The sequence below is a fragment of the Staphylococcus simiae genome (genome assembly GCF_017357005.1).
GTDB lineage: Bacteria > Bacillota > Bacilli > Staphylococcales > Staphylococcaceae > Staphylococcus > Staphylococcus simiae_A.
Map to the genome: position 1 here is coordinate 957,617 of NZ_CP071589.1, position 23,541 is coordinate 981,157.

General features: G+C 31.9%; 23 protein-coding genes and 1 riboswitch. Of the genes, 18 read left to right on the top strand and 5 right to left on the bottom strand.

Features of this window, described 5'->3' with window-relative positions; translation table 11 throughout:
* Positions 1-85: 85 nt before the first annotated feature.
* The 11 genes from purE to purD are packed head-to-tail and all read left to right on the top strand — an operon-like array spanning position 86 to position 11,312.
* Entirely contained in the window at positions 86-568 is a 483-nt protein-coding gene (purE, locus tag J3R86_RS04340) for a 5-(carboxyamino)imidazole ribonucleotide mutase (RefSeq protein WP_207518207.1), read from the top strand.
* Complete coding sequence (purK, locus tag J3R86_RS04345; protein WP_207518208.1) at positions 555-1,679, top strand: 5-(carboxyamino)imidazole ribonucleotide synthase; 1,125 nt, start codon at positions 555-557, stop codon at positions 1,677-1,679. Before purE ends, purK begins: the two co-directional genes overlap by 14 nt.
* A gap of 3 nt (positions 1,680-1,682) precedes the next feature.
* Positions 1,683-2,387 (top strand): phosphoribosylaminoimidazolesuccinocarboxamide synthase, encoded by a 705-nt coding sequence (gene purC / locus J3R86_RS04350; RefSeq protein ID WP_207518209.1) that lies wholly within the window; start codon positions 1,683-1,685, stop codon positions 2,385-2,387.
* Positions 2,387-2,647, top strand: coding sequence for a phosphoribosylformylglycinamidine synthase subunit PurS (gene purS / locus J3R86_RS04355; protein WP_207518210.1), 261 nt, complete (start codon positions 2,387-2,389; stop codon positions 2,645-2,647). Before purC ends, purS begins: the two co-directional genes overlap by 1 nt.
* A gap of 1 nt (position 2,648) precedes the next feature.
* Positions 2,649-3,320, top strand: coding sequence for a phosphoribosylformylglycinamidine synthase subunit PurQ (gene purQ, locus J3R86_RS04360; RefSeq protein ID WP_207518211.1), 672 nt, complete (start codon positions 2,649-2,651; stop codon positions 3,318-3,320).
* Complete coding sequence (gene purL / locus J3R86_RS04365) at positions 3,313-5,502, top strand: phosphoribosylformylglycinamidine synthase subunit PurL (RefSeq protein WP_207518212.1); 2,190 nt, start codon at positions 3,313-3,315, stop codon at positions 5,500-5,502. Before purQ ends, purL begins: the two co-directional genes overlap by 8 nt.
* Positions 5,481-6,965 (top strand): amidophosphoribosyltransferase, encoded by a 1,485-nt coding sequence (purF, locus tag J3R86_RS04370; RefSeq protein WP_207518213.1) that lies wholly within the window; start codon positions 5,481-5,483, stop codon positions 6,963-6,965. Before purL ends, purF begins: the two co-directional genes overlap by 22 nt.
* Complete coding sequence (gene purM / locus J3R86_RS04375) at positions 6,958-7,986, top strand: phosphoribosylformylglycinamidine cyclo-ligase (protein WP_207518214.1); 1,029 nt, start codon at positions 6,958-6,960, stop codon at positions 7,984-7,986. The genes purF and purM overlap by 8 nt, the downstream gene beginning before the upstream one ends.
* Positions 7,987-7,988: 2 nt before the next feature.
* The gene (gene purN, locus J3R86_RS04380; protein ID WP_207518215.1) at positions 7,989-8,555 is read left to right on the top strand and encodes a phosphoribosylglycinamide formyltransferase; all 567 of its coding nucleotides are present in this window, start codon (positions 7,989-7,991) and stop codon (positions 8,553-8,555) included.
* A 15-nt stretch (positions 8,556-8,570) separates the two neighbouring features.
* The gene (purH, locus tag J3R86_RS04385) at positions 8,571-10,049 is read left to right on the top strand and encodes a bifunctional phosphoribosylaminoimidazolecarboxamide formyltransferase/IMP cyclohydrolase (protein WP_207518216.1); all 1,479 of its coding nucleotides are present in this window, start codon (positions 8,571-8,573) and stop codon (positions 10,047-10,049) included.
* Positions 10,050-10,070: 21 nt separating this feature from the next.
* On the top strand, positions 10,071-11,312 hold the full coding sequence (gene purD / locus J3R86_RS04390) for a phosphoribosylamine--glycine ligase (protein ID WP_207518514.1): 1,242 nt from the start codon (positions 10,071-10,073) through the stop codon (positions 11,310-11,312).
* Positions 11,313-11,476: 164 nt separating this feature from the next.
* On the opposite strand, the gene J3R86_RS04395 is transcribed toward purD, so the two are convergent.
* From J3R86_RS04395 to graF, 4 genes are all read right to left on the bottom strand, one after another.
* Entirely contained in the window at positions 11,477-12,283 is an 807-nt protein-coding gene (locus tag J3R86_RS04395) for an energy-coupling factor transporter transmembrane component T family protein (RefSeq protein ID WP_207518217.1), read from the bottom strand.
* A complete protein-coding gene (locus J3R86_RS04400; RefSeq protein WP_207518218.1) occupies positions 12,276-13,679 on the bottom strand; it encodes an ABC transporter ATP-binding protein in 1,404 nt (467 codons plus the stop codon). The genes J3R86_RS04395 and J3R86_RS04400 overlap by 8 nt, the downstream gene beginning before the upstream one ends.
* 14 nt (positions 13,680-13,693) lie before the next feature.
* Positions 13,694-14,269 (bottom strand): ECF transporter S component, encoded by a 576-nt coding sequence (locus J3R86_RS04405; protein ID WP_207518219.1) that lies wholly within the window; start codon positions 14,267-14,269, stop codon positions 13,694-13,696.
* 69 nt (positions 14,270-14,338) lie between these two features.
* Positions 14,339-14,439: riboswitch (TPP riboswitch) on the bottom strand.
* Between the two features lie 82 nt (positions 14,440-14,521).
* Positions 14,522-14,656, bottom strand: coding sequence for a glycopeptide resistance-associated protein GraF (gene graF / locus J3R86_RS04410; RefSeq protein ID WP_207518220.1), 135 nt, complete (start codon positions 14,654-14,656; stop codon positions 14,522-14,524).
* 299 nt (positions 14,657-14,955) lie between these two features.
* On the opposite strand from graF, the gene auxA reads away from it, so the two are divergent.
* The 5 genes from auxA to ptsP all read left to right on the top strand — a co-directional run bounded on the left by auxA (position 14,956) and on the right by ptsP (position 20,434).
* Entirely contained in the window at positions 14,956-16,266 is a 1,311-nt protein-coding gene (gene auxA, locus J3R86_RS04415; protein WP_207518221.1) for a lipoteichoic acid stability factor AuxA, read from the top strand.
* A gap of 259 nt (positions 16,267-16,525) precedes the next feature.
* Positions 16,526-17,698 (top strand): class I SAM-dependent rRNA methyltransferase, encoded by a 1,173-nt coding sequence (locus J3R86_RS04420; protein ID WP_207518222.1) that lies wholly within the window; start codon positions 16,526-16,528, stop codon positions 17,696-17,698.
* A gap of 53 nt (positions 17,699-17,751) precedes the next feature.
* A complete protein-coding gene (locus tag J3R86_RS04425; RefSeq protein WP_207518223.1) occupies positions 17,752-18,294 on the top strand; it encodes a DUF697 domain-containing protein in 543 nt (180 codons plus the stop codon).
* A gap of 152 nt (positions 18,295-18,446) precedes the next feature.
* Positions 18,447-18,713, top strand: coding sequence for a phosphocarrier protein HPr (locus J3R86_RS04430; protein WP_002465252.1), 267 nt, complete (start codon positions 18,447-18,449; stop codon positions 18,711-18,713).
* 2 nt (positions 18,714-18,715) lie between these two features.
* Complete coding sequence (gene ptsP / locus J3R86_RS04435; protein ID WP_207518224.1) at positions 18,716-20,434, top strand: phosphoenolpyruvate--protein phosphotransferase; 1,719 nt, start codon at positions 18,716-18,718, stop codon at positions 20,432-20,434.
* 196 nt (positions 20,435-20,630) lie between these two features.
* Here ptsP and J3R86_RS04440 read toward each other — a convergent pair whose 3' ends face one another.
* A complete protein-coding gene (locus tag J3R86_RS04440) occupies positions 20,631-20,864 on the bottom strand; it encodes a glutaredoxin family protein (RefSeq protein ID WP_207518225.1) in 234 nt (77 codons plus the stop codon).
* A 198-nt stretch (positions 20,865-21,062) separates the two neighbouring features.
* Between J3R86_RS04440 and J3R86_RS04445 the strand changes: the two genes are divergently transcribed.
* Complete coding sequence (locus tag J3R86_RS04445) at positions 21,063-22,418, top strand: cytochrome ubiquinol oxidase subunit I (RefSeq protein WP_207518226.1); 1,356 nt, start codon at positions 21,063-21,065, stop codon at positions 22,416-22,418.
* Entirely contained in the window at positions 22,415-23,431 is a 1,017-nt protein-coding gene (locus J3R86_RS04450) for a cytochrome d ubiquinol oxidase subunit II (RefSeq protein WP_207518227.1), read from the top strand. Before J3R86_RS04445 ends, J3R86_RS04450 begins: the two co-directional genes overlap by 4 nt.
* The last annotated feature ends 110 nt before the right edge of the window (positions 23,432-23,541 follow it).

Genomic DNA, 23,541 nt, shown 5'->3' on the forward strand with positions numbered 1-23,541 from the left:
AAAAAGCATAAATTGCTTGTTATGCTATATCTATAATATACAACTAAAGTTAATCACAATTCAAACTTTTGAAAGGGTGTACAATGTGAAAGTAGCAGTCATTATGGGTAGTTCATCCGATTGGGATATCATGCAAGAAGCCTGTACCATGTTAGATTATTTCGCAATTCCGTACGAAAAAAAGGTTGTATCAGCTCATCGTACGCCACATTTGATGGTGCAATTCGCTAGTGAAGCAAGGCAAAAGGGTATCGACGTAGTTATAGCAGGTGCTGGTGGAGCAGCACATTTACCTGGTATGGTAGCATCAATGACGACTTTGCCAGTAATTGGCGTACCAATAGAATCTAAAAGCTTAAAAGGATTAGACTCTTTGTTATCAATTGTTCAGATGCCAGGTGGTATACCGGTTGCAACAACAGCTATAGGGAAAGCAGGCGCTAAAAATGCTGGAATACTGGCAGCAAGAATGCTAAGTATTAACGATCAATTATTAGCAGAAAAATTGGAAAATTATGAAAAAAATTTAGTCCAAAAAGTGGAGGAAATGCAAAATGATCTTCAATAAACTTAGCTTTGGATCAACTATTGGAATCATTGGTGGTGGACAACTTGGAAAGATGATGGCTCAATCTGCACAAAAGATGGGCTATAAGGTTATCGTATTAGATCCAAGTGAAGATTGTCCATGTCGATATGTTGCTCATCAATTCATTCATGCCAATTATGATAACGAACAAGCACTTAATCAACTAGGTGAACAATCAGATGTTATCACTTATGAGTTTGAAAATATTTCAGCTGAACAGTTACAACGATTAACAAAAAAATATCATATTCCTCAAGGGTATCAAGCGATTCAATTATTGCAAGATAGACTCACTGAAAAACAAACATTATTACAAGCAGGTACCCAAATCGTTCCTTTTATAGAAGTAAAAGATTCAAAAGATATAGAAGAAGTCAAAACAAAATTAGGTTTTCCATTTATTATTAAAACTCGGTTCGGTGGTTATGATGGTAAAGGACAAATTTTAGTAAATGGTGAAGATCAATTAGCTGATGTATATGAATTAATTGCTAAGCAAGAATGTGTTGCCGAAAAATATCTATCTATATCTAAAGAAGTTTCGCTTACTGTATCAATTGGTAGTCATCAACAAATTACTTATTTCCCATTACAAGAAAATGAACATCGAAATCAAATATTATTTAAAACCATTGTACCAGCTAGGACAGATAAAGAATTAGCAGCAAGAGATGAAGTGGATAAAATTATTAAAGCAATTCATTTTGTTGGCACATTCACAGTCGAATTTTTCATTGATAGTGAAGATAATTTGTATGTTAACGAAATAGCACCTAGACCGCATAACTCTGGACATTATTCAATTGAAGCTTGTGATTATTCGCAATTTGATACACACATTTTAGCAGTAACTGGACAATCGCTACCACGTAAAGTAGACATACTTAAGCCAGCGGTAATGATGAACTTGCTTGGTAAAGATTTAGACTTATTAGAACACGAATTTGGAGACCACCCAGAATGGCATGTTCATATTTATGGTAAGTCAGAACGAAAAGCTAATCGTAAAATGGGGCATATGACAATTTTGACTGATAATGTTAATGAAACTGAACAACTGATGTATGACAAGTTCAAAGGGAGAGACTAATTAATGACGTTATTATATGAAGGTAAAGCTAAAAGGATTTATGCTACAGACGTTAATAATGAATTACTAGTGGAATATAAAGATGAAGTAACAGCTGGCAATGGTGCTAAAAAAGATGCTATGGCAGGTAAAGGACAATTAAATAATCAAATTACTTCCATTATATTTGATTATTTAAAAGACAAAGGAATTAAAAGTCATTTTATTAAACAATTATCTAACACAGAACAATTAGTTGAAAAAGTTGAAATTATTCCGTTAGAAGTTGTAGTTAGAAATATTGCATGTGGTTCAATAACTCAACGACTTGGCTTTACTAAAGGTGATGAATTTAAACAACCTTTAGTTGAATTTTTCTATAAAAATGATGATTTAAACGACCCACTAATCACTGATGACCATATTAAATTATTAAATATTGCTAACGATCAAGAGATTCAAACTTTAAAAGAAATGGCTTTAAAGATTAATGATGTACTCATTAATTTAATGGCAGAAATGGAATTAAGACTAGTAGATTTTAAAATAGAATTCGGTAGAACTGCTGATGGTAGTATTTTATTAGCAGATGAAATTTCCCCAGACACATGCCGTATTTGGGATAAATATTCAGATACAAATTTTGATAAAGATGTATATAGAAATGATACAGGTTCTTTAATAGAAACATACCAAACTTTTTTAACTAAATTGGAGGATTTAAAATAATGAAAACAATTGAATTACATATCACACTACAACCACAAGTATTAGATACACAAGGGCAAGCATTAAATAGAGCAGTTCATGATTTAGGTTATTCTCAAGTAAATGATATTCGTGTCGGTAAAGTATTGTATATGACAGTTGATGAAGCTAGTGACGACAAAGTTCATAACATTATTACAACATTAAGTGAAAAATTATTTGCGAATACAGTGATAGAAGAATATAGCTACAAAGTGGTTGAAGAAAAGGAGAATGCATAATATGAAATTTGCAGTTCTTGTTTTTCCGGGATCTAATTGTGACAGAGATATGTTAAATGCTGCACTAAAAACAGGTGTTGAAGCGGAATATGTAGATTATCGTGAAACATCATTACAAGGATTTGATGGTGTACTTATTCCAGGTGGCTTTTCATTTGGAGATTATTTAAGATCGGGAGCTATGGCTAGCGTAGCGCCTATTATAAATGAAGTGAAACGTTTGGCAGCAGAAGGTAAACCAGTACTAGGTGTATGTAATGGATTCCAAATTTTAACAGAGATTGGCTTATTACCAGGAGCGTTATTACATAATGATTCTCATTTATTTATAAGTCGTAACCAAGAACTTGAAGTAGTTAATAATGAGACTGCCTTTACTAACTTATATCAACAAAACGAAAAAGTCGTTTATCCAATAGCACACGGAGAAGGACATTATTATTGTACTGAAGATATGTATCATAGTCTTAAAGAGAATAATCAAATTATTCTTAAATATGTGAATAATCCAAATGGTTCATATGATGATATTGCTGGAATTGTGAATAAAGAAGGCAACGTCTGTGGAATGATGCCACATCCAGAACGTGCGTTGGAAAAATTATTAGGTACCGATGATGGTGTTAAATTATTTGAAGCGATGGTTAAAAGTTGGAGGGAACAACATGTCTAAATTTATTGAGCCAAGTGTAGAAGAGATTAAAGTTGAAAAGCTATATCAAGATATGGGATTAAGTGATGCTGAATATAATAAAGTATGTGACATTCTTGGTAGAGAACCAAACTTTACAGAAGTTGGGATCTTCTCAGTTATGTGGAGTGAACATTGTTCATATAAACATTCAAAACCATTTTTAAAACAATTTCCAACAACTGGAGAACATGTATTAATGGGGCCTGGTGAAGGTGCTGGAGTAGTTGATATTGGAGATAATCAAGCAGTCGTATTCAAAGTTGAATCACACAATCATCCTTCTGCCATTGAACCTTATCAAGGTGCAGCTACTGGAGTTGGCGGAATTATTAGAGATATTGTATCAATTGGTGCAAGACCTATTAACTTATTAAATAGTTTGAGATTTGGTGAATTAGATGTTAAACAAAACCAACGATTATTAAAAGGTGTTGTTAGTGGTATCGGAGGTTATGGCAACTGTATTGGTATTCCTACAACTGCTGGAGAAATTGAATTTGATGAACGTTATGATGGTAACCCATTAGTAAATGCGATGTGTGTCGGAGTAATTGATCACGATATGATTCAAAAAGGTACTGCTAAAGGTATAGGTAATTCCGTTATTTATGTAGGTTTAAAGACAGGACGAGATGGTATACATGGTGCAACTTTTGCCTCAGAAGAATTAACTGAAGAGAGTGAAAGTAAACGACCATCAGTTCAAATTGGGGATCCCTTTGTTGGCAAGAAATTAATGGAAGCAACACTTGAAGCAATTACATATGATGAATTGGTTGGAATTCAAGATATGGGTGCAGCAGGATTAACTTCATCTTCATCTGAAATGGCAGCAAAAGGTGGTAGTGGTTTAATTTTACGTTTAGATCAAGTGCCAACAAGAGAGCCAGGTATATCTCCTTATGAAATGATGCTCTCAGAAACACAAGAAAGAATGTTATTAGTAGTAGAAAAAGGAACAGAACAAAAGTTTCTAGACCTTTTTGATAAGCATGAATTAGATAGTGCAGTAATTGGAGAAGTAACTGATACTAACCGTTTTGTTTTAACATATGATGACGAAGTTTATGCTGATATACCAGTTGAACCATTAGCTGATGAAGCACCTGTATATGTTTTGGAAGGACAACAAAAAGAATATAATACGTCTAAAAATGATTATAGCGATGTTAATGTCAAAGAAGTGTTCTTTAAATTATTACAACACCCAACAATTGCATCTAAACATCATTTGTATGATCAGTATGATCAACAAGTTGGTGCTAACACAATCATTAAGCCAGGATTACAATCATCTGTTGTTAGAGTGGAAGGAACTAATAAAGCTATTGCTTCAACAATTGATGGAGAAGCTAGATATGTTTTTAATAATCCATATGAAGGTGGCAAGATGGTTGTCGCTGAAGCATACAGAAATTTAATTGCGGTAGGTGCAACACCACTTGCAATGACTGATTGTTTGAATTACGGTTCACCTGAAAAAAAAGAAATATATCAACAATTAATCGATTCAACTAAAGGTATGTCAGAAGCATGCGAAATATTAAAAACACCAGTAGTATCTGGAAATGTTTCTCTATATAACGAAACAAAAGGTACATCAATATTCCCAACACCAGTTGTTGGAATGGTGGGATTAATTGAAGACATTTCATTCTTGGAAGACTTTGAACCACAAGTAGGCGATAAAGTATTTATCGTTGGTGATACTCGAAATGATTTTGGCGGTAGTCAATTAGAAAAATTACTTTATCAACAAGTGAACCATGAATTTGAAGCACTTGATTTAAGTGACGAAGTTGCACGCGGAGAAGCGGTCAAACATGCAATAAGACAAGGTCAAGCATCTCATGTGCAAACAGTTGGTAAAGGTGGATTATTAATAGCTCTTGCTAAAATTAGTGCTCATTATGGTATTGGCCTAAATGTCAACGTTGACCTTTCAGATGCACAATTATTTAGTGAAACTCAAGGTCGTTACATTGTCATAGTAAAAGGTGATCAAACGTTAAATATTGAGCATGCACTTGAAATAGGTAAGCTTACAGATAGCGATCATTTTAAAGTAACAACACCTCATACAACGATTAGTGAATCAGTGTCTGATATTAAAATGCTTTGGGAAGGAGCAATTACTAAATGCTTAACTACTCAGGATTAAACGAAGAATGTGGCGTATTTGGTATATGGAATCATTCCGAAGCAGCACAACTTACGTACATGGGATTGCATAGTTTGCAACATCGTGGGCAAGAAGGTGCTGGTATAGTTGTTTCAGATCATAATACTTTAAAAGGTGAACGTGGATTAGGTTTATTAACTGAGGCAATTAAAGACCAGCAAATGGAACAATTAAAAGGCTATCAGCATGCAATTGGACATGTACGATATGCCACTTCAGGTAACAAAGGTATAGAGAATATTCAACCGTTTTTATATCACTTTTATGATATGAGTGTTGGTATTTGCCATAATGGAAACTTAATTAATGCCCAATCATTACGTCAAAATTTAGAAAAGCAAGGAGCAATATTTCATTCATCCTCGGATACAGAAGTCATTATGCATTTAATTAGAAGAAGTAAAGCACCTACTTTTGAAGAAGCTTTAAAAGAAAGTTTACGTATTGTTAAAGGTGGATTTACATTTGCAATTTTAACTAAAGATGCACTATATGGTGCTGTAGATCCTAATGCGATTAGACCACTTGTAGTTGGCAAAATGAAAGATAATACGTATATTATTGCCAGTGAAACTTGCGCAATTGACGTTCTTGGTGCTGAGTATGTTCAAGATATTCATGCAGGAGAATATGTAGTAATTAATGATGAAGGGATTAGAGTTCAATCCTACACACATCATACAACAACTGCAATTTCAGCTATGGAATACATTTACTTTGCGCGTCCGGATTCAACTATTGCTGGGAAAAATGTTCATGCTGTACGTAAGGCATCTGGTAAAAAACTAGCTGAAGAGAGTCCTGTGGATGCTGATATGGTTATAGGAGTTCCAAATTCATCATTGTCAGCAGCTAGTGGTTATGCCGAACAACTTGGTTTACCTTATGAAATGGGATTAGTGAAAAATCAATATGTTGCTCGAACATTTATCCAACCCACACAAGAATTAAGGGAACAAGGTGTAAGAGTTAAATTATCTGCAGTGAGAGATATAGTAGATGGTCAAAATATTATTTTAGTTGATGATTCAATTGTTAGAGGTACAACAATTAAGAGAATTGTCAAAATGTTAAAAGATTCTGGTGCGAATCAAGTACATGTCAGAATAGCTTCTCCAGAATTTATGTTTCCAAGTTTTTATGGTATTGATGTATCAACAACTGCAGAATTAATCTCTGCTAGTAAATCACCAGAAGAGATTAAAGATTATATTGGCGCAGATTCTTTAGCTTATTTAAGTGTTGATGGGCTTATTGAATCTATAGGACTTGATTATGATGCGCCATATAATGGTTTATGTGTTGAAAGTTTCACTGGTGATTATCCTGCAGGATTGTACGATTATGAAAATAATTATAAAAAGCATTTAAGTGAACGACAACAGCAATATATTGCTAATAATAAACATTATTTCGATAGCGAGGGAAATTTAAATGTCTAAAGCATATGAACAATCAGGTGTAAATATACATGCAGGATACGAAGCGGTTGAAAGAATGTCAAGCCATGTTAAACGTACTATGAGAAAAGAAGTTATTGGTGGATTAGGTGGCTTTGGTGCAACTTTTGATTTATCGCAATTAAATATGACTGCGCCCGTTTTAGTATCTGGTACAGATGGTGTAGGTACTAAACTGAAATTAGCAATTGATAATGATAAACATGACACAATTGGAATTGATGCAGTTGCGATGTGTGTGAATGATATTTTAACTACGGGTGCAGAACCACTTTATTTCTTAGATTATATTGCTACTCATAAAGTTGTTCCTGAAATTATAGAGCAAATTGTTAAAGGTGTAAGTGATGGTTGTGAACAAACTAATACTGCCTTAATCGGTGGAGAAACTGCAGAGATGGGAGACATGTATCATGAAGGGGAATATGACGTTGCTGGATTTGCAGTTGGTGCTGTGGAGAAAGACCAGTATATTGATGGCTCTAAAGTAAAAGTTGGACAAGCAATTATCGGTTTAGCGTCTAGTGGTATCCATTCGAATGGTTTCAGTTTAGTTAGAAAGATAATCAAAGACTCTAATATAGATTTGAATTCTGATTTTGAAGGTAAATCATTATTAGATGTAGTACTTGAACCTACAAGATTATATGTTAAACCAATTTTAGCTTTAAAAAAACATATAGACATTAAAGCAATGACTCATATCACTGGTGGTGGATTTTATGAAAATATACCAAGAGCATTACCAGAAAATGTCACAGCTGAAATTGATGTAACAAGCTTTCCAACACCTAAAATATTTGAATGGTTACAACAACAAGGCAATATAGAAACGAATGAAATGTATAACGTGTTTAATATGGGCATTGGTTACACAGTTATTGTTGATCAACAAGATGTTAATCAAACACTAAATATTTTAAAGGAACAAGATATTGATGCCTATCATATTGGACAAGTTACTGCCCAAGATGACGAATCTATACGCTTAATGGGGGTCTAACAATGGTAAAGATTGCCATATTTGCTTCAGGTTCGGGAAGTAATTTTGAAAATATTGTTGAACATGTTGAACAAGGAAAATTAAAAGATATAACCATTACTGCATTATATGTAGATAAGGCTAATGCTTATGCTGTTCATAGAGCAGAAAAACATCACATACCAGTACATATTAATGAACCGAAAGATTTCGAGTCAAAAATCCATTATGAACAGAAACTTGTTGATTTATTGCACCAAGAGCAAGTTGAATGGATTATTCTAGCTGGTTATATGAGACTAATCGGTGATACATTATTAAATGCTTTTGAAGGTAAAATTTTGAATATTCATCCTTCGCTATTGCCGAAATATAAGGGGATTGACGCAATAGGTCAAGCATTTAATAGTGGAGATAACATAACCGGTTCAACAGTTCATTATGTTGATAGTGGTATGGATACGGGAGAAATTATTGCACAACAACAATGTGATATTAGTACGGACGATACGATAGAAACTTTAGAGGACAAAGTTAAGCAACTAGAATATAACTTATATCCAAAAGTTATAGCTAAAATTGTAAAATAGAGGAGTTTTAAAGTAATGAAAAAAGCCATTTTAAGTGTATCAAATAAAGCAGGAATTGTTGAATTTGCTAAATCTTTAATTTCTTTAGATTATGAACTTTATTCAACTGGTGGTACTAAACGTGTTTTAGATGAAGCTAACATAGAAGTACATTCTGTATCAGAGCTTACACATTTTCCTGAAATAATGGATGGTCGTGTTAAGACACTTCATCCTGCTGTACATGGAGGAATATTAGCTGATCGTAATAAACCTCAACATTTAGAACAATTAAATGAACAACAGATAGACTTAATCGATATGGTTGTAGTTAATTTATATCCATTTCAACAAACAGTAGCAAATCCAGATGTTACAACAGAAGATGCCATTGAAAATATAGATATTGGCGGTCCTACAATGTTACGAGCTGCTGCGAAAAATTATAAACATGTGACAACTATTGTACATCCAGCTGATTATAATGAAGTAATTAAACGTCTACAAAATGATAATTTAAATGAAGAATTTAGACAATCATTAATGGTTAAAGTATTTGAACACACAGCAGAATATGATGCAGCCATTGTACGTTTCTTTAAAGGGGATAAAGAAACGTTAAGATATGGTGAAAACCCTCAACAATCAGCATATTTTGTAAGAACAACTGATGCGAAACATACCCTTGCCGGCGCTAAACAATTACATGGTAAACAACTAAGCTATAACAATATTAAGGATGCAGATGCTGCACTGTCATTAGTTAAAAAATTTGAAACTCCAGCAGCAGTAGCAGTTAAACATATGAATCCTTGTGGTGTAGGAATTGGTGACAATATAAAACAAGCTTTTCAACATGCTTATGAAGCTGATAATCAATCTATTTTTGGAGGAATTGTGGCTCTAAATAGACCGGTTGATACTGAGCTAGCACAACAATTGCATAGTATTTTCTTAGAAGTAGTGATTGCACCACAATTTTCAACAGAGGCTTTGAACATTTTAACTCAAAAGAAAAATATACGATTATTAGAAATTGACATGACTTTAGATAGTAATGAAGAAGAATTTGTTTCTGTATCTGGTGGTTATTTGGTTCAAGATAAAGATAATGGCTTAGTAACTAAAGAGGATATGACTGTTGTTACTGATAAGCAACCGACGAAAGCACAATGGGAAGCAATGTTATTAGGTTGGAAAGTTGTACCATCAGTAAAAAGCAATGCTATTATTTTGAGTAATAATAAACAAACTGTTGGTATTGGAGCTGGACAAATGAATCGTGTAGGAGCCGCAAAAATTGCTTTAGACCGAGCAATTGAAATTAATGATGATGTTGCATTAGTTTCCGATGGCTTTTTCCCAATGGGTGATACTGTTGAATTAGCTGCACAACATGGCATTAAAGCGATTATTCAGCCTGGGGGGTCAATTAAAGACCAGGAATCCATTGATATGGCTAATAAATATGGAATTACGATGGTAATGACTGGTATGCGTCATTTCAAGCATTAATTAAAAAGGGGATTTAATATGATGAAAGTACTTGTAATTGGAGCTGGTGGTCGTGAACATGCACTAGCATATAAATTAAATGAGTCTAAAATAGTTGAGCAAGTTTATGTCATACCTGGTAATGCTGCAATGGAACCTGTCGCTGAAATTCATACAGAAATTGCTGAATCAGACCATGATCGTATTATACAATTTGTTTTAGAACATCAAATTGAATGGGTAATTATAGGACCGGAACAACCACTCATTGATGGTTTAACTGACAAACTACAAAATAAAGGTATCAAAGTCTTTGGTCCTAATCAACAAGCTGCTCAAATTGAAGGGTCAAAATTATTTGCTAAAAAGTTAATGGAAAAATATGATATTCCAACTGCAGATTATAAAGAAGTTCATAATAAAGCTGATGCTAAAAATTATGTTAAGGCTTGTGAATTACCTGTCGTTATAAAGAAAGATGGACTAGCTGCAGGTAAAGGTGTTATTATCGCTGATACTCGCGAAGCTGCTTTAAGTGCAATTGAACAGATGTATGATCCTGATGAAGAAGGTATGATTGTCTTTGAAAGTTTTTTAGAAGGTGAAGAATTTTCATTAATGACATTTGTTAATGATGACTATGCAGTACCATTTGATTGTATAGCTCAAGATCATAAACGTGCTTATGACAATGATGAGGGCCCTAATACTGGTGGGATGGGTGCCTATTGTCCAGTATCACATATCAGTGAAGATGTACTGAAACGTACAAATAAAGAAATAGCTCAACCAATTGCTAAAGCTATGTATGAAGAAGGATATCACTTCTTCGGTTTACTATACATTGGTGCTATATTAACAACTGATGGTCCTAAAGTTATTGAATTTAATGCCCGTTTTGGAGATCCAGAAGCACAAGTATTATTAAGTCGTATGGATAGTGACTTAATGCAACATATCATTGATTTAGAACAAAAAGCGTCAATTCAATTTGAATGGAAACCACAAACGTTTGTTGGCGTTATGTTAGCATCCAAAGGGTATCCAGATGCATATGAAAAGGGTCATGAAGTAACAGGGCTTGAATTAAATAACAATTTCTTTGTTAGTGGTTTAACAATAGAAAACGATACATTTGTTACTAGTGGTGGTAGAGTAATCTTAGCCATGGGTAATGGTAATACTGTTGAAGAAGCACAACAACAAGCCTACAAAAACGTAGAAAAAATTAATAGTGATAATTTATTTTATCGACATGACATTGCTAATAAAGCTTTAAAATAATAAGTAAATAGCCAGTTAATATTAAATTTTTTTGGGAATTTAATATTGACTGGCTATTATTTTTGTTAGTTAGATCATTAACTTGATGTTGATTTTTAGCTAGTTAGTAATTTAATTTGACAGAAGATTAACGAACGATATGAACGAAGAACTAATAAATAAAATTAGCCTATTCGTCCTAATCTAACATCTCCGATACTTGTAATAGGCATATATTGCGCAGCAACATATGCTAGTAAAATAATACTTATAGTTAGTGCAATAAAAAGAATATCTTTATATGAAAACGGAGCATAATAATAGTAAGTTCGTGGACCATCTTCAAATCCTTTTGACTCCATTGCAACTGATAATTGATGTGCTTTTCTAATATTCTGGCTTAATAAAGGGATGATAATATGTTTTATTCTTTTGAATCCTCTGTAATTAGAGCGATCAATCATTTGATAGCGAATTCTTAATGAACGACGAAGTTGAATTAGTGAACTAACCATAATTGGCACCATTCTGATAGCAGCCATAAAGGCATAAGCTATTTTAGGTTTGACTTTTAGATGTTGCATTAAACTATAAAAGATCATCACAACTTGTGATGTTAAAGCAATTAAAATACCATAAAAAGAAATCGTGATTGTTCTCAGTGCGACATGTAATCCTCGAATTAAACTTTCAGTTGTAATGTTAATAAAACCAATATGTAATAATATATGACTTCCCTTACCATATAAAATCATAAATAAAGACGATAGAATGGCAAATGACATACTTAGTGTAATGAATAGCATAGTAATCTTATATTGGGTTCCATTAAATAATAGTAAATAGACTAACATCAAGATTGCGATATATAACATAAAATCAAAATTATGTACAAAAATAATGAAGAAAAATAATACAATACCTAAGAATAGTTTAGTTATAATATTAACGTCATCAATAAAATGATATTGTTTTTTCCATTGTTCAAACATTATGCTCACCATCACTATCTATTAAATTACCTTTGTCGATATTTAATTTTCGAGTAGGATAACGTGCAATGATATTGGGATCATGTGTCACCATTACTATGGTTTGACCTTTATTCACACGTTGTTGAAATAGTTTAATTAGTTGAAATGTATTATGACTATCTAAGCCAAAAGTTGGTTCGTCAAGAAAGATAATGTCTGCATTAGAGCTTAAAGCAGTTGCGACACTGAGACGTCTTTTTTGACCCATTGATAATTCAAAAGGGTGTTGGTCGGCGACACTTTCTAACTTTAATAACTGCAATAATTGAGTTGTTTTGGCATCACTTTCTTCAGCGTTTAAATGATTGTGTTGGATATTTATTTCTTCATAAACTGAATTAGTTATAAACTGTAATTCTGGGTTTTGATAGACTAGATACATATGTTGTGCTGCATCTTTAATAGCTTGAAGCGTTTGATTATTGAATGTCATTTTACCTTTGTATTTAATTAAATGCATGATTGATTCTAATAAAGACGTTTTACCACTACCATTTTGTCCAGTAATCGCAATCCATTCATGCGTATAGATAGGTAGGTGCTCGATTTGAAACAATGTTTTTTTACCTCTTATCACTTGTCCATGGGTGAAATTAAACAGTTTAGTCTTCTGGATTGGTGTCTTTAAAGTGTTAATAGGGGCATCATGCCATGCATTTGGATGCCATACACCAAATTGGGAAAGCAAATGTTCATAATGCTGTAAAATAATGTGTGGTTGATCATCAGCAATAATGCTACCATCATAATCCATTAACAACACACGATCAACGACATCCCAGATATATTCCACTTTATGCTCAACTATAATAACGGTTTGATCTTGCCATAAGTCAATTAATTTTTGCCATAATTCTTGAGTTGCTTGGTCATCTAACATAGCAGTAGGTTCATCCAAGAATAAAGTTTCAGCTTGTTGTAAGATCGTTTCTGCGATAGCTAATTTTTGTTTCATACCACCACTTAAATCTTTAATATATGTGTGAGGTGTGACATTCAAATTAACCATAGATAATGCTCGTTCTATTTGTTCAGTCATTTCATATCGTGGTACTTGCTTATTTTCCAAAACAAAGGCTAGCTCTTCATATACTTTGGGCATACAAAATTGGCTATCAGGATCTTGAAAAATAATGCCATTAGATGAAGTAATTTCTAATTCATCATATTTTAATGGTAATTCAACTAAATTTGGAACAATACCGCATAAAACATTTAACAAAGTACTTTTACCTGAGCCAGAAGGGCCTAAAAGTAATACTTTTTCTTTGTCTTTAATTGTAAGATTTAAATGGTCAAAAATTTTCTTCTGACCATTAGGATATTTTAATCGTAAATTACTAACTTTTAACACTTTAAGGACTCCTCTTATAAGTTGTCATAATCTTGTTTAGATGCCGGTCTAAATAATTTGGTAACACCAGTTTGATCTAAAGCTTTTACTATTAAATAAGATAATAGTCCAGCTACGAAAATACCACTTATTAATCTAAATACGATAAATAAAATTAAATTCCAACCTGCGACTTCATTTAAATAACCATAATAATAATCAATTGGGAATGCTGCTAGGGCAGTACAAAAACCTGCTAACATCGCAACCATAACTGAACGTGATTTATATTTGAAAATGAAAAAGATAAGTTCACAAGCAAGACCTTGTATGAGTGCATATATAATAGTAGGGATATCAAATCTTCCCATAACAATTGTTTCCCCAGCACCAGCTGCAAACTCTGCTAATAAAGCAATACCGGGTTTAGGAATAATTAAATAACATACAATAGCTGCCATAAACCATACACCATTGGTCAATTGTTCTATATGTAAGCCAGCAACTTGAATGCCATTATAGACAAACCACCATAAGTTATAAATAATTGCAAATACTACTGAAATCATAACCGTGACTAAAATTTCAGATAGTTTTAAACCTTTTGACATAATCATTTCCTCCTAAAAAAACGCACAACCCTCCATAGGAAAGTTGTGCGTGACAATATATGCGTATAATATATTATATTAACACTTTCCTACGCTAGTTCAAGCTAGATCAGGTTCGAAGGGTTTGAGGAATAACCTCATCTCAGTTAAAAACACCCCTAGTGCGTTCAATTATTTATTTAATTCTACTCTAAGTTGTTTGTTAAATAATGTCAATACGCTAAATAGTATATTATTGATTTAAAATGTTAATTAATTTAAAGTATCTTGAATATCTTGTTTTGTTTGATCTATGTCATCTGATTTTTTCTCTTTTTGTTCTTTTAAATCTTGTTCTACTTCTTTAGCTTTTTCAGCTGCTTTTTTTGCTTGTTCTTCTTTTGACATAATAAATACCTCCAATAGTATATAAATTGTTTACATTTAAATATTACCCAGTTATGCTATTTATAAACTTTTTTAGAGCCTGGGACAAAAACATTTCAGACTTGAATTTAAGCATTTGGCAGTAATTCACTAGTTTGTAAAATGTTGATAAATCAACGTTTTACAAACTAATCAGTCTTGCCGAGGGGGATTACGACATAAATTTTATATTAAATTTATTTCCGTCCCGCTTCCTTTTATACATTTATTTAAAGACAACAACAATAGATTAATATATAATAATTTTTGAGGTGAACATAATGTCTTTTCTTAGGAAACACGCCGAAATTATATTTAGCTATTTAATCGGTATCGTTTCACTCTTCACTGGTCTCATTATTTTAATAAACTTACCTTTGATTAAACAGTTAAATGGTGGTAAGAAAGTAAACACACATGTACATAATGTATGGGAATTTCTAAATGCATTTTTTAGTGAAATTATAAAAGTAATGAGTCGTTTTATAGGGAATTTTCCTATAGTTAGTGCAATTGTGATAATTATATTCGGTATTGTAGTTATGTTAATTGGACATACTTTATATAGAACAATCAAGTATGATTACGACATATCAATATTCTTTTTAATTATTGGAATAATGTACTTTATTATTACTTTAATTTTAATGACGCAAGTATACGGTGTATTTGCTTTAATTTTCTTAGTCCCTTTTACTATCCATATAGGTTACATTGTTTATAAAGATGAACTTAATAGCAATAATATAAAGAGCCATTATATGTGGATTATAGTAAGTTATGGAATAAGTTATTTAATTACTCAAATTGCTTTGTACGGCAGAATAGATGCTAATGAAATTGAATCTATAGATATTCTTAGTGTTAATACTTTCTTTATTATTATGTGGCTACTTGGTCAAATGGCAATATGGAACTTTTTATTCTTACGTCGTGCGTTACCGTTGACGAAACAAGAATTAGGTGAAGAAGAACCTGAGTTATCTAGAACAAGTAAAGGTAATGTGACAAATCAAACGAAAATTCATTTGAAACAACTCCAAGATAAGACAACAGAATATGCTCGTAAGACGAGAAGAAGTGTCGATTTAGATAAAATCAGAGCTAAACGTGATAAGTTTAAACAAAAAGTTAAAAATGTTGTAGATATTCAAGAGGATGATATTCCAAACTGGATGAGAAAACCTAAATGGGTTAAACCATTATATGTTCAATTAATTTGTGGAGTAGTTTTATTCTTATTCACATTTTTAGAATTTAATAATAGAAATTCATTGTTCTTGTCTGGTGACTGGGAATTATCGCAAACACAATATGTGATTGAATGGGTAACGTTATTACTGTTAATTTTTATTATTATTGCATATATTGCTACAACGTTAACATACAATTTAAAAGGTAAACTATATTATCTTCAATTATTCATGGGTAGTATTTTATTCTTTAAATTGTTAACTGAATTCATTAATATTATGATTCATGGATTATTGTTATCTGTCTTTATTACACCAACATTATTTATTATGTTATTAGCAATAATCATTTCATACTCTTTACAATTAAGAGAGAAACCTAAAAACACTAAATATTAATTTAATTGGTACTATTACTCAATGTATTAAATTGGGAATAGTACCTTTTTATTTTTCAGTTTAAAAGTGACGAATAATTATGGAATAAAAAGTAAATCATAGTTATGTCATATCAATTAGTTTAGTAGTTTGTTAAAATCGACTATGAATCATTAAAAGTTAGTCGATTATAAAACGAATGATAATACAAATAGTAAGTTGAATTTAGTGCATACTATGTGATAAACAATATTAAGAGAACAAGAAAGGTTGTTATCGAATGAAATTAGCAACATTAAATAAAGGTAAAGAAACAAAATATTTAAATGGTTACCCATTAATTGAAGAAGACGATATTTATAAGCATGATCATTTAAAGGAAGGAGATTTATTCCATTTAATCACAGAAAGAGAACAATATATTGCTACAGCATATGTTGGTAGACAGCATAAAGGTTTAGGATGGGTATTATCTTATGACAAACAACAGCAAGTTGATATTAAATTTTTCGAAAAATTATTTAAAGATGCTTTAGATGAAAGACAATATTATTACAATATAGATGGTACAAATGCATTTAGATTATTTAATGCTGAAGGTGATGGTGTAGGCGGTTTGACTATTGACAACTATAATGGTCATTTATTAATCCAATGGTATTCAAAAGGCATTTATAAATTTAAATACATGATACTTGAAGCTATTAGAGCCATTTTCACCTTTGATTCTATTTATGAAAAAATTAGATTTAAAGATAGTGACTACAGTGGAGGATTTGTTGAAGGACATGCGCCAGATTTTCCAATTGTCATTGAAGAGAACTTCACATTTTATAATGTTGATTTAGAAGATGGGTTAATGACTGGTATCTTTTTAGATCAAAAAGAAGTTAGGAAAAAGTTAAGAGATCAATACACTGAAGGTAAAAATGTTTTAAATTTATTTAGTTATACTGGAGCATTTTCAGTTATTGCAGCACAAAACGCACGTTCAACAACAAGTGTTGATTTAGCAAATAGATCTCGTGGCTTAACAGAGGAAAATTTTGGTTTAAATGGTATTGATCCGAAAACACAGTATATCTTTGTTATGGACACTTTTGACTTCTTTAAATATGCTGCGCGACATCATCATTCATATGACACAATAGTCATTGATCCACCAAGTTTTGCTCGCAGTAAGAAACGTACATTTTCAGTACAAAAAGATTATGACAAGTTAATCAATGGTGCATTAAGTATTTTATCTTTTAAAGGAACATTACTACTTTGTACCAATTCAAGTGTTTTGCCGTTAAAGCAATTTAAAAATACTATCAAAAAAACATTAGAAGATGCTGGTGTTGAATATCAAATATCTGAAGTTATGGGGCTACCAAAAGACTTCAAAACAAACCCACATTACAAACCTTCAAAATATTTAAAAGCTGTTTTTGTCGATGTTAAGCTTTAAAAGTCTATAATTGGGGTATAACATCTTACTGATAAAAGAAAGGTGATTAGAACATGGGCTTTAAAAATTCAATAGCAACAAATTTTACTAATAAATTAGGCAATTCAGTTTTAAATATAGAAGAAATTAATGAAAAAAATAGTATGCCAGTTACGTCAGAAGAATTACAACAACGTCGTAACAGAGCAGAAGCTCTAGTTAAGAAAAAATCACTACTATCATCTGGGATGAGTATTGTACCCATACCAGGTTTAGATTTTGGTGTAGATTTAAAATTGATGAAAGATATTATAGAAGATGTAAACAAAATTTATGGTTTAGATCATAAACAAGTCAATAAGTTAAGTGATGATGTTAAAGAAAGAATTATGTCGGCAGCAGCGATTCAAGGTAGCCAATTTATAGGTAAAAGAATATCAAGTGCGATATTGAAAGTTGTTATTAGAGACGTTGCTAAACGTACTGCAGCTAAACAAACGAAGTGGTTTCCAATTGTCGGACAGGCTGTATCAGCTTCAATTAGTTATTATTTTATGAACAAAATTGGAAAAGATCACATTCAAAAGTGCGAAAATGTTATTAAAAATGTCATGTAGGTGCTATAATAGTTTTGCGATTTATAAATTTTATTGAAACCGGTTTTAAACGAATTGAATTTGAGACTTGGTTTTGGTAAAGTTAAAGTATAAAATAAGTTAGTATTGTAATAATATTGAAGATTCTAACTATACGAAGGAGAAATGTAATTATGGAACAAAATTCATATGTAATTATTGACGAAACTGGTATTCATGCAAGACCAGCAACAATGTTAGTTCAAACAGCTTCAAAATTTGATTCAGATATTCAATTAGAATATAACGGTAAAAAAGTTAACTTAAAATCAATCATGGGTGTTATGAGTCTTGGTGTAGGTAAAGACGCTGAAATTACAATTTACGCTGACGGAAGTGATGAAGCTGATGCAATTCAAGCTATCAGTGACGTCTTATCAAAAGAAGGATTGACTAAATAATCATGTCTAAATTAATTAAAGGTATTGCTGCATCAGATGGTGTTGCAATTGCTAAAGCTTATTTATTAGTTGAGCCAGACTTAACTTTTGATAAGAACGAAAAAGTCACTGATGTAGAAAGTGAAGTTGCTAAATTTAATAAGGCGATCGAGGCTTCTAAAGTTGAGTTAACTAAGATTAGAAATAATGCAGAGGTTCAACTAGGTGCTGATAAAGCTGCTATATTTGATGCACATTTATTAGTTTTAGATGACCCTGAATTAATTCAACCAATCCAAGATAAAATTAAAAATGAAAATGTTAATGCAGCATCTGCATTAACAGATGTTACTACACAATTTGTAACAATATTCGAATCAATGGATAACGAATATATGAAAGAACGTGCTGCGGATATTCGTGACGTTTCTAAACGTGTTTTAGCGCATATCTTAGGCGTGGAACTTCCAAATCCAAGTATGATTGATGAAAGTGTTGTTATTGTAGGTAATGACTTAACACCTTCTGATACTGCGCAATTAAATAAAGAATTCGTACAAGGGTTTGCTACAAATATTGGTGGTAGAACAAGTCACTCAGCAATTATGAGTCGTTCTTTAGAAATTCCTGCAATTGTTGGTACTAAATCAATTACTCATGAAGTACAACAAGGTGATATGATTATCGTTGATGGATTAGAAGGTGATGTTATCATCAATCCAACAGAAGACGAATTAATTGCATACCAAGATAAACGTGAACGTTTCTTTGCAGATAAAAAAGAACTTCAAAAATTGCGTGATGCTGATACAGTGACTGTTGACGGTGTACATGCAGAACTTGCAGCTAATATTGGTACGCCTAATGACTTACCAGGTGTTATTGAAAATGGTGCACAAGGTATTGGTTTATATAGAACTGAGTTCTTATATATGGGTAGAGACCAAATGCCAACTGAAGAGGAACAATTCGAAGCCTATAAAGAAGTACTAGAAGCAATGAACGGTAAACGTGTTGTAGTGCGTACTTTAGATATTGGTGGAGATAAAGAATTATCTTATTTAAATTTACCAGAGGAAATGAATCCATTCTTAGGTTATAGAGCGATTCGTTTATGTCTTGCGCAACAAGATATCTTCAGACCACAATTACGTGCGTTATTACGTGCTTCAGTTTATGGTAAATTAAATATTATGTTCCCAATGGTAGCGACAATTAATGAATTCCGTCAAGCTAAAGCAATATTATTAGAAGAAAAGGAAAACCTTAAAAATGAAGGTTATGATGTATCTGATGATATTGAATTAGGTATTATGGTTGAAATTCCATCAACAGCTGCATTAGCAGATATATTTGCTAAAGAGGTAGATTTCTTCAGTATTGGTACTAATGATTTAATTCAATATACTATGGCTGCAGACCGTATGTCTGAACGTGTTTCTTATTTGTATCAACCATACAATCCATCAATTTTACGCTTAGTTAAGCAAGTAATTGAAGCTTCGCATAAAGAAGGTAAATGGACTGGTATGTGTGGTGAAATGGCTGGAGATTCAACAGCTATTCCATTATTACTTGGTTTAGGATTAGATGAGTTCTCTATGAGTGCAACATCAATCTTAAAAGCAAGAAGACAAATTAATAGTTTAAGTAAAAATGAAATGACTGAACTTGCAGATCGTGCAATTAACTGCGCTACTCAAGAAGAAGTTATTGAATTAGTTAATAATTATGCTAAATAATTATTTTAAAGACGCTCTAGTTTTTTAGAGCGTCTTTTTTGTATATCCTGAATTCTAATTGTTTCGGTTCTTTCGATTCTTTCCCAAATTGGACTGATACATAATTGTTTTTAAGTTTCGCACACTGGCTTTTGCCCAACTATGCCCGACATCAGTTAAAAAAATTTCTAATTGTGGTACTAATTATTCGTGTATATTAATTGTCTATATTTAATATACTATTTAGTTCATCTAAATCTACTTGATACATTGGTTTACCTTTTAATAAGATGAAAGGTGTTGAGAAAGCATCATAATCCATCATTTCAAGGCGATATTGATTATTGCTAATATTTCTTTCTTCAAATACAATTTTGTGCTCTGTTAAATAGTTTTTCACAAAAGTACATGGTGGGCAGTCATTTTGCGTATAAATAATAACGTCATCCAAAATTCATCTCTCCTTTAATTTATCTCTATTTATTGTAATACAATTTAACTTTTAACAAAAATTAAATATGGCTAAAATGTGAAATCAGTTAAAATTATATTTAATTTCATAGCACTTAATGTTTTAATCTCTAAGTTATAACTATTATAATTAACTTCATTGTGTTGCCAAAATAAATAGAAATAGGTGATTTAATAAATGGATACCGTTGAAATAAGTAGGTTTTTAACAGGCATGACATTAGCAGTACACATTATTTTTGCGACGATAGGTGTCGGTATGCCTTTAATGTTTGCAATAGCAGAATTTTTAGGTATTCGCAAAAATGATTTATCATATATTGCATTAGCTAAAAGATGGTCTAAAGCATATACCATCACAGTAGCAGTAGGTGTTGTAACAGGTACAATTATCGGGTTACAGTTATCATTAGTATGGCCAACATTTATGGAAATGGGTGGTCATGTAATAGCTTTACCATTATTTATGGAAACCTTTGCTTTTTTCTTTGAAGCTATTTTTCTAAGTATTTATTTATATACTTGGGACAGATTTAAAGGTAAATGGACTCACTTTATTATAAGTATACCAGTTATTATCGGTGGTTCATTTTCAGCATTTTTCATTACTTCAGTTAACTCATTTATGAATACACCTGCTGGTTTTGAAATGGAAAAAGGCAAAATGGTTAATGTCCAACCGTTTGAAGCAATGTTCAATCCATCGTTTATTGTAAGATCATTCCATGTAATTACAACTGCAGGAATGACAATGGCATTTGTACTAGCTTCTGTAGCAGCTTTCAAACTACTACGCAATAAAGTACCAGAAGATAGAAGTTATCATAGTAAAGCACTGAAAATGACTATGATTGTTGGCTTTTTATCAACATTGTTATCGATGTTAGCTGGTGATTTATCTGCTAAGTTCTTACATCAAGTACAACCAGAGAAATTAGCAGCATACGAATGGCATTTTGATACGTCTTCTCATGCAAATTTAGTGTTATTTGGAGTACTAAATGAAAAAACACAAGAAGTAAGTGGAGCAATTGAAATACCAGGTGTATTAAGTTTCTTAGCTGATAATAGTTTTAAAACGACAGTTAAAGGATTAAATGAGTTCCCTAAAAACGACTTACCACCAATGATTGTTCATTATTTCTTCGATTTAATGGTAAGTATGGGTATTTTATGCTTTGTTATATCAGGACTGTATGTTCTAACATTAATTTTTAAAAAATTACGTAAGTACACAACACATAAATGGATGCTTTATGGTATTTTGCTTACAGGTCCAGCTTCTATGTTAGCTATTGAATTTGGTTGGTTCTTAACAGAAATGGGAAGACAACCTTGGATTGTTAGAGGTTATATGCGCGTGTCGCAAGCAGCTACACAAGCTGGTGGAATTACTCTAGTGACAATATTGTTTGGTATTCTATACTTTATATTAATGTTCACAAGTGCGTATGTACTTATTAGAATGTTTAAGAATAAGCCAGCTTATAAAGACGTTAATCAGTTAATGACTTCTAAAGGAGGGGTAAAATGATATATGCATATATAGGTATAACAGTACTATGGTTATTTTTATTTTGTTATGTCATTATTGCCTCTATTGATTTTGGAGCAGGCTTCTTTGCATTACATTCTAAAATAACAGGTAATGACAAAAAAACGAATCATTTGATTTCACGTTACTTAAATCCCGTTTGGGAAGTAACGAATGTGTTCTTTGTATTTTTCTTTGTAGGATTTGTAGGGTTTTTCCCTGAATCAGTTAAGTATTTAGGAACAGTCTTACTTGTGCCAGGTTCCATTGCACTTATCATGATTTCATTACGTAATAGTTTTTATGCATTTGAAAATTATGGACAAGACACTAAACTATCTTGGATGGTTATGTATGGTGTTACTGGTTTATTGATTCCAGCGTCATTAGCTACTGCGTTAACAATTACAGAAGGTGGTTATATTTCAGAAAATCATGGACATGTTGATTTAGAGTGGTTACAACTCATTTTAAGTCCATTTGCATGGTCAGTCGTATTTCTAGCCATTATTTCTGTATTGTATATTTCTTCAGGATTTTTAACGTTTTATGCTCATAAAGCTGAAGATAAACCAGCTTATGAATTAACGAGAATGTGGCATATTTTCTGGGGACTTCCAATGATCATTATTTCTTTATTTGTCTTTCTGTCATTAAGAATACAAAATTCAGAACATTTTTATACTGCAATTTTTGATTATTGGTGGATGTTTGTTTTAAGTTTTATCTTTTTCTGTATAGCACTATTGTTAACAATCTTAAAAAGAAATCATGGCTTAGCATTTATTCTGATCATTTTACAAATGTTAATGGCATTTTTCGGATATGGTATGAGTAAATTACCTTATTTACTTTATCCATTTGTTAAAATTACTGATGCTCATGTGAATCCTGAAATGGGATGGGCATTAGTGATTGCCTTTATTTTAGGTTTACTTTTATTAGTACCATCGTTAATATTATTATTAAGACTATTTGTTTTTGATAAAGATTACGTAGAAGGAAAGAAATAGCAGTAATTTACCCCAACTGTAATTGAACTCTTATTGTCAATCGATAGTTGGGGTTGTTATTGTATTGATTATCCTAACTATTAACAATCAATTTTATTAATGATGGAGGA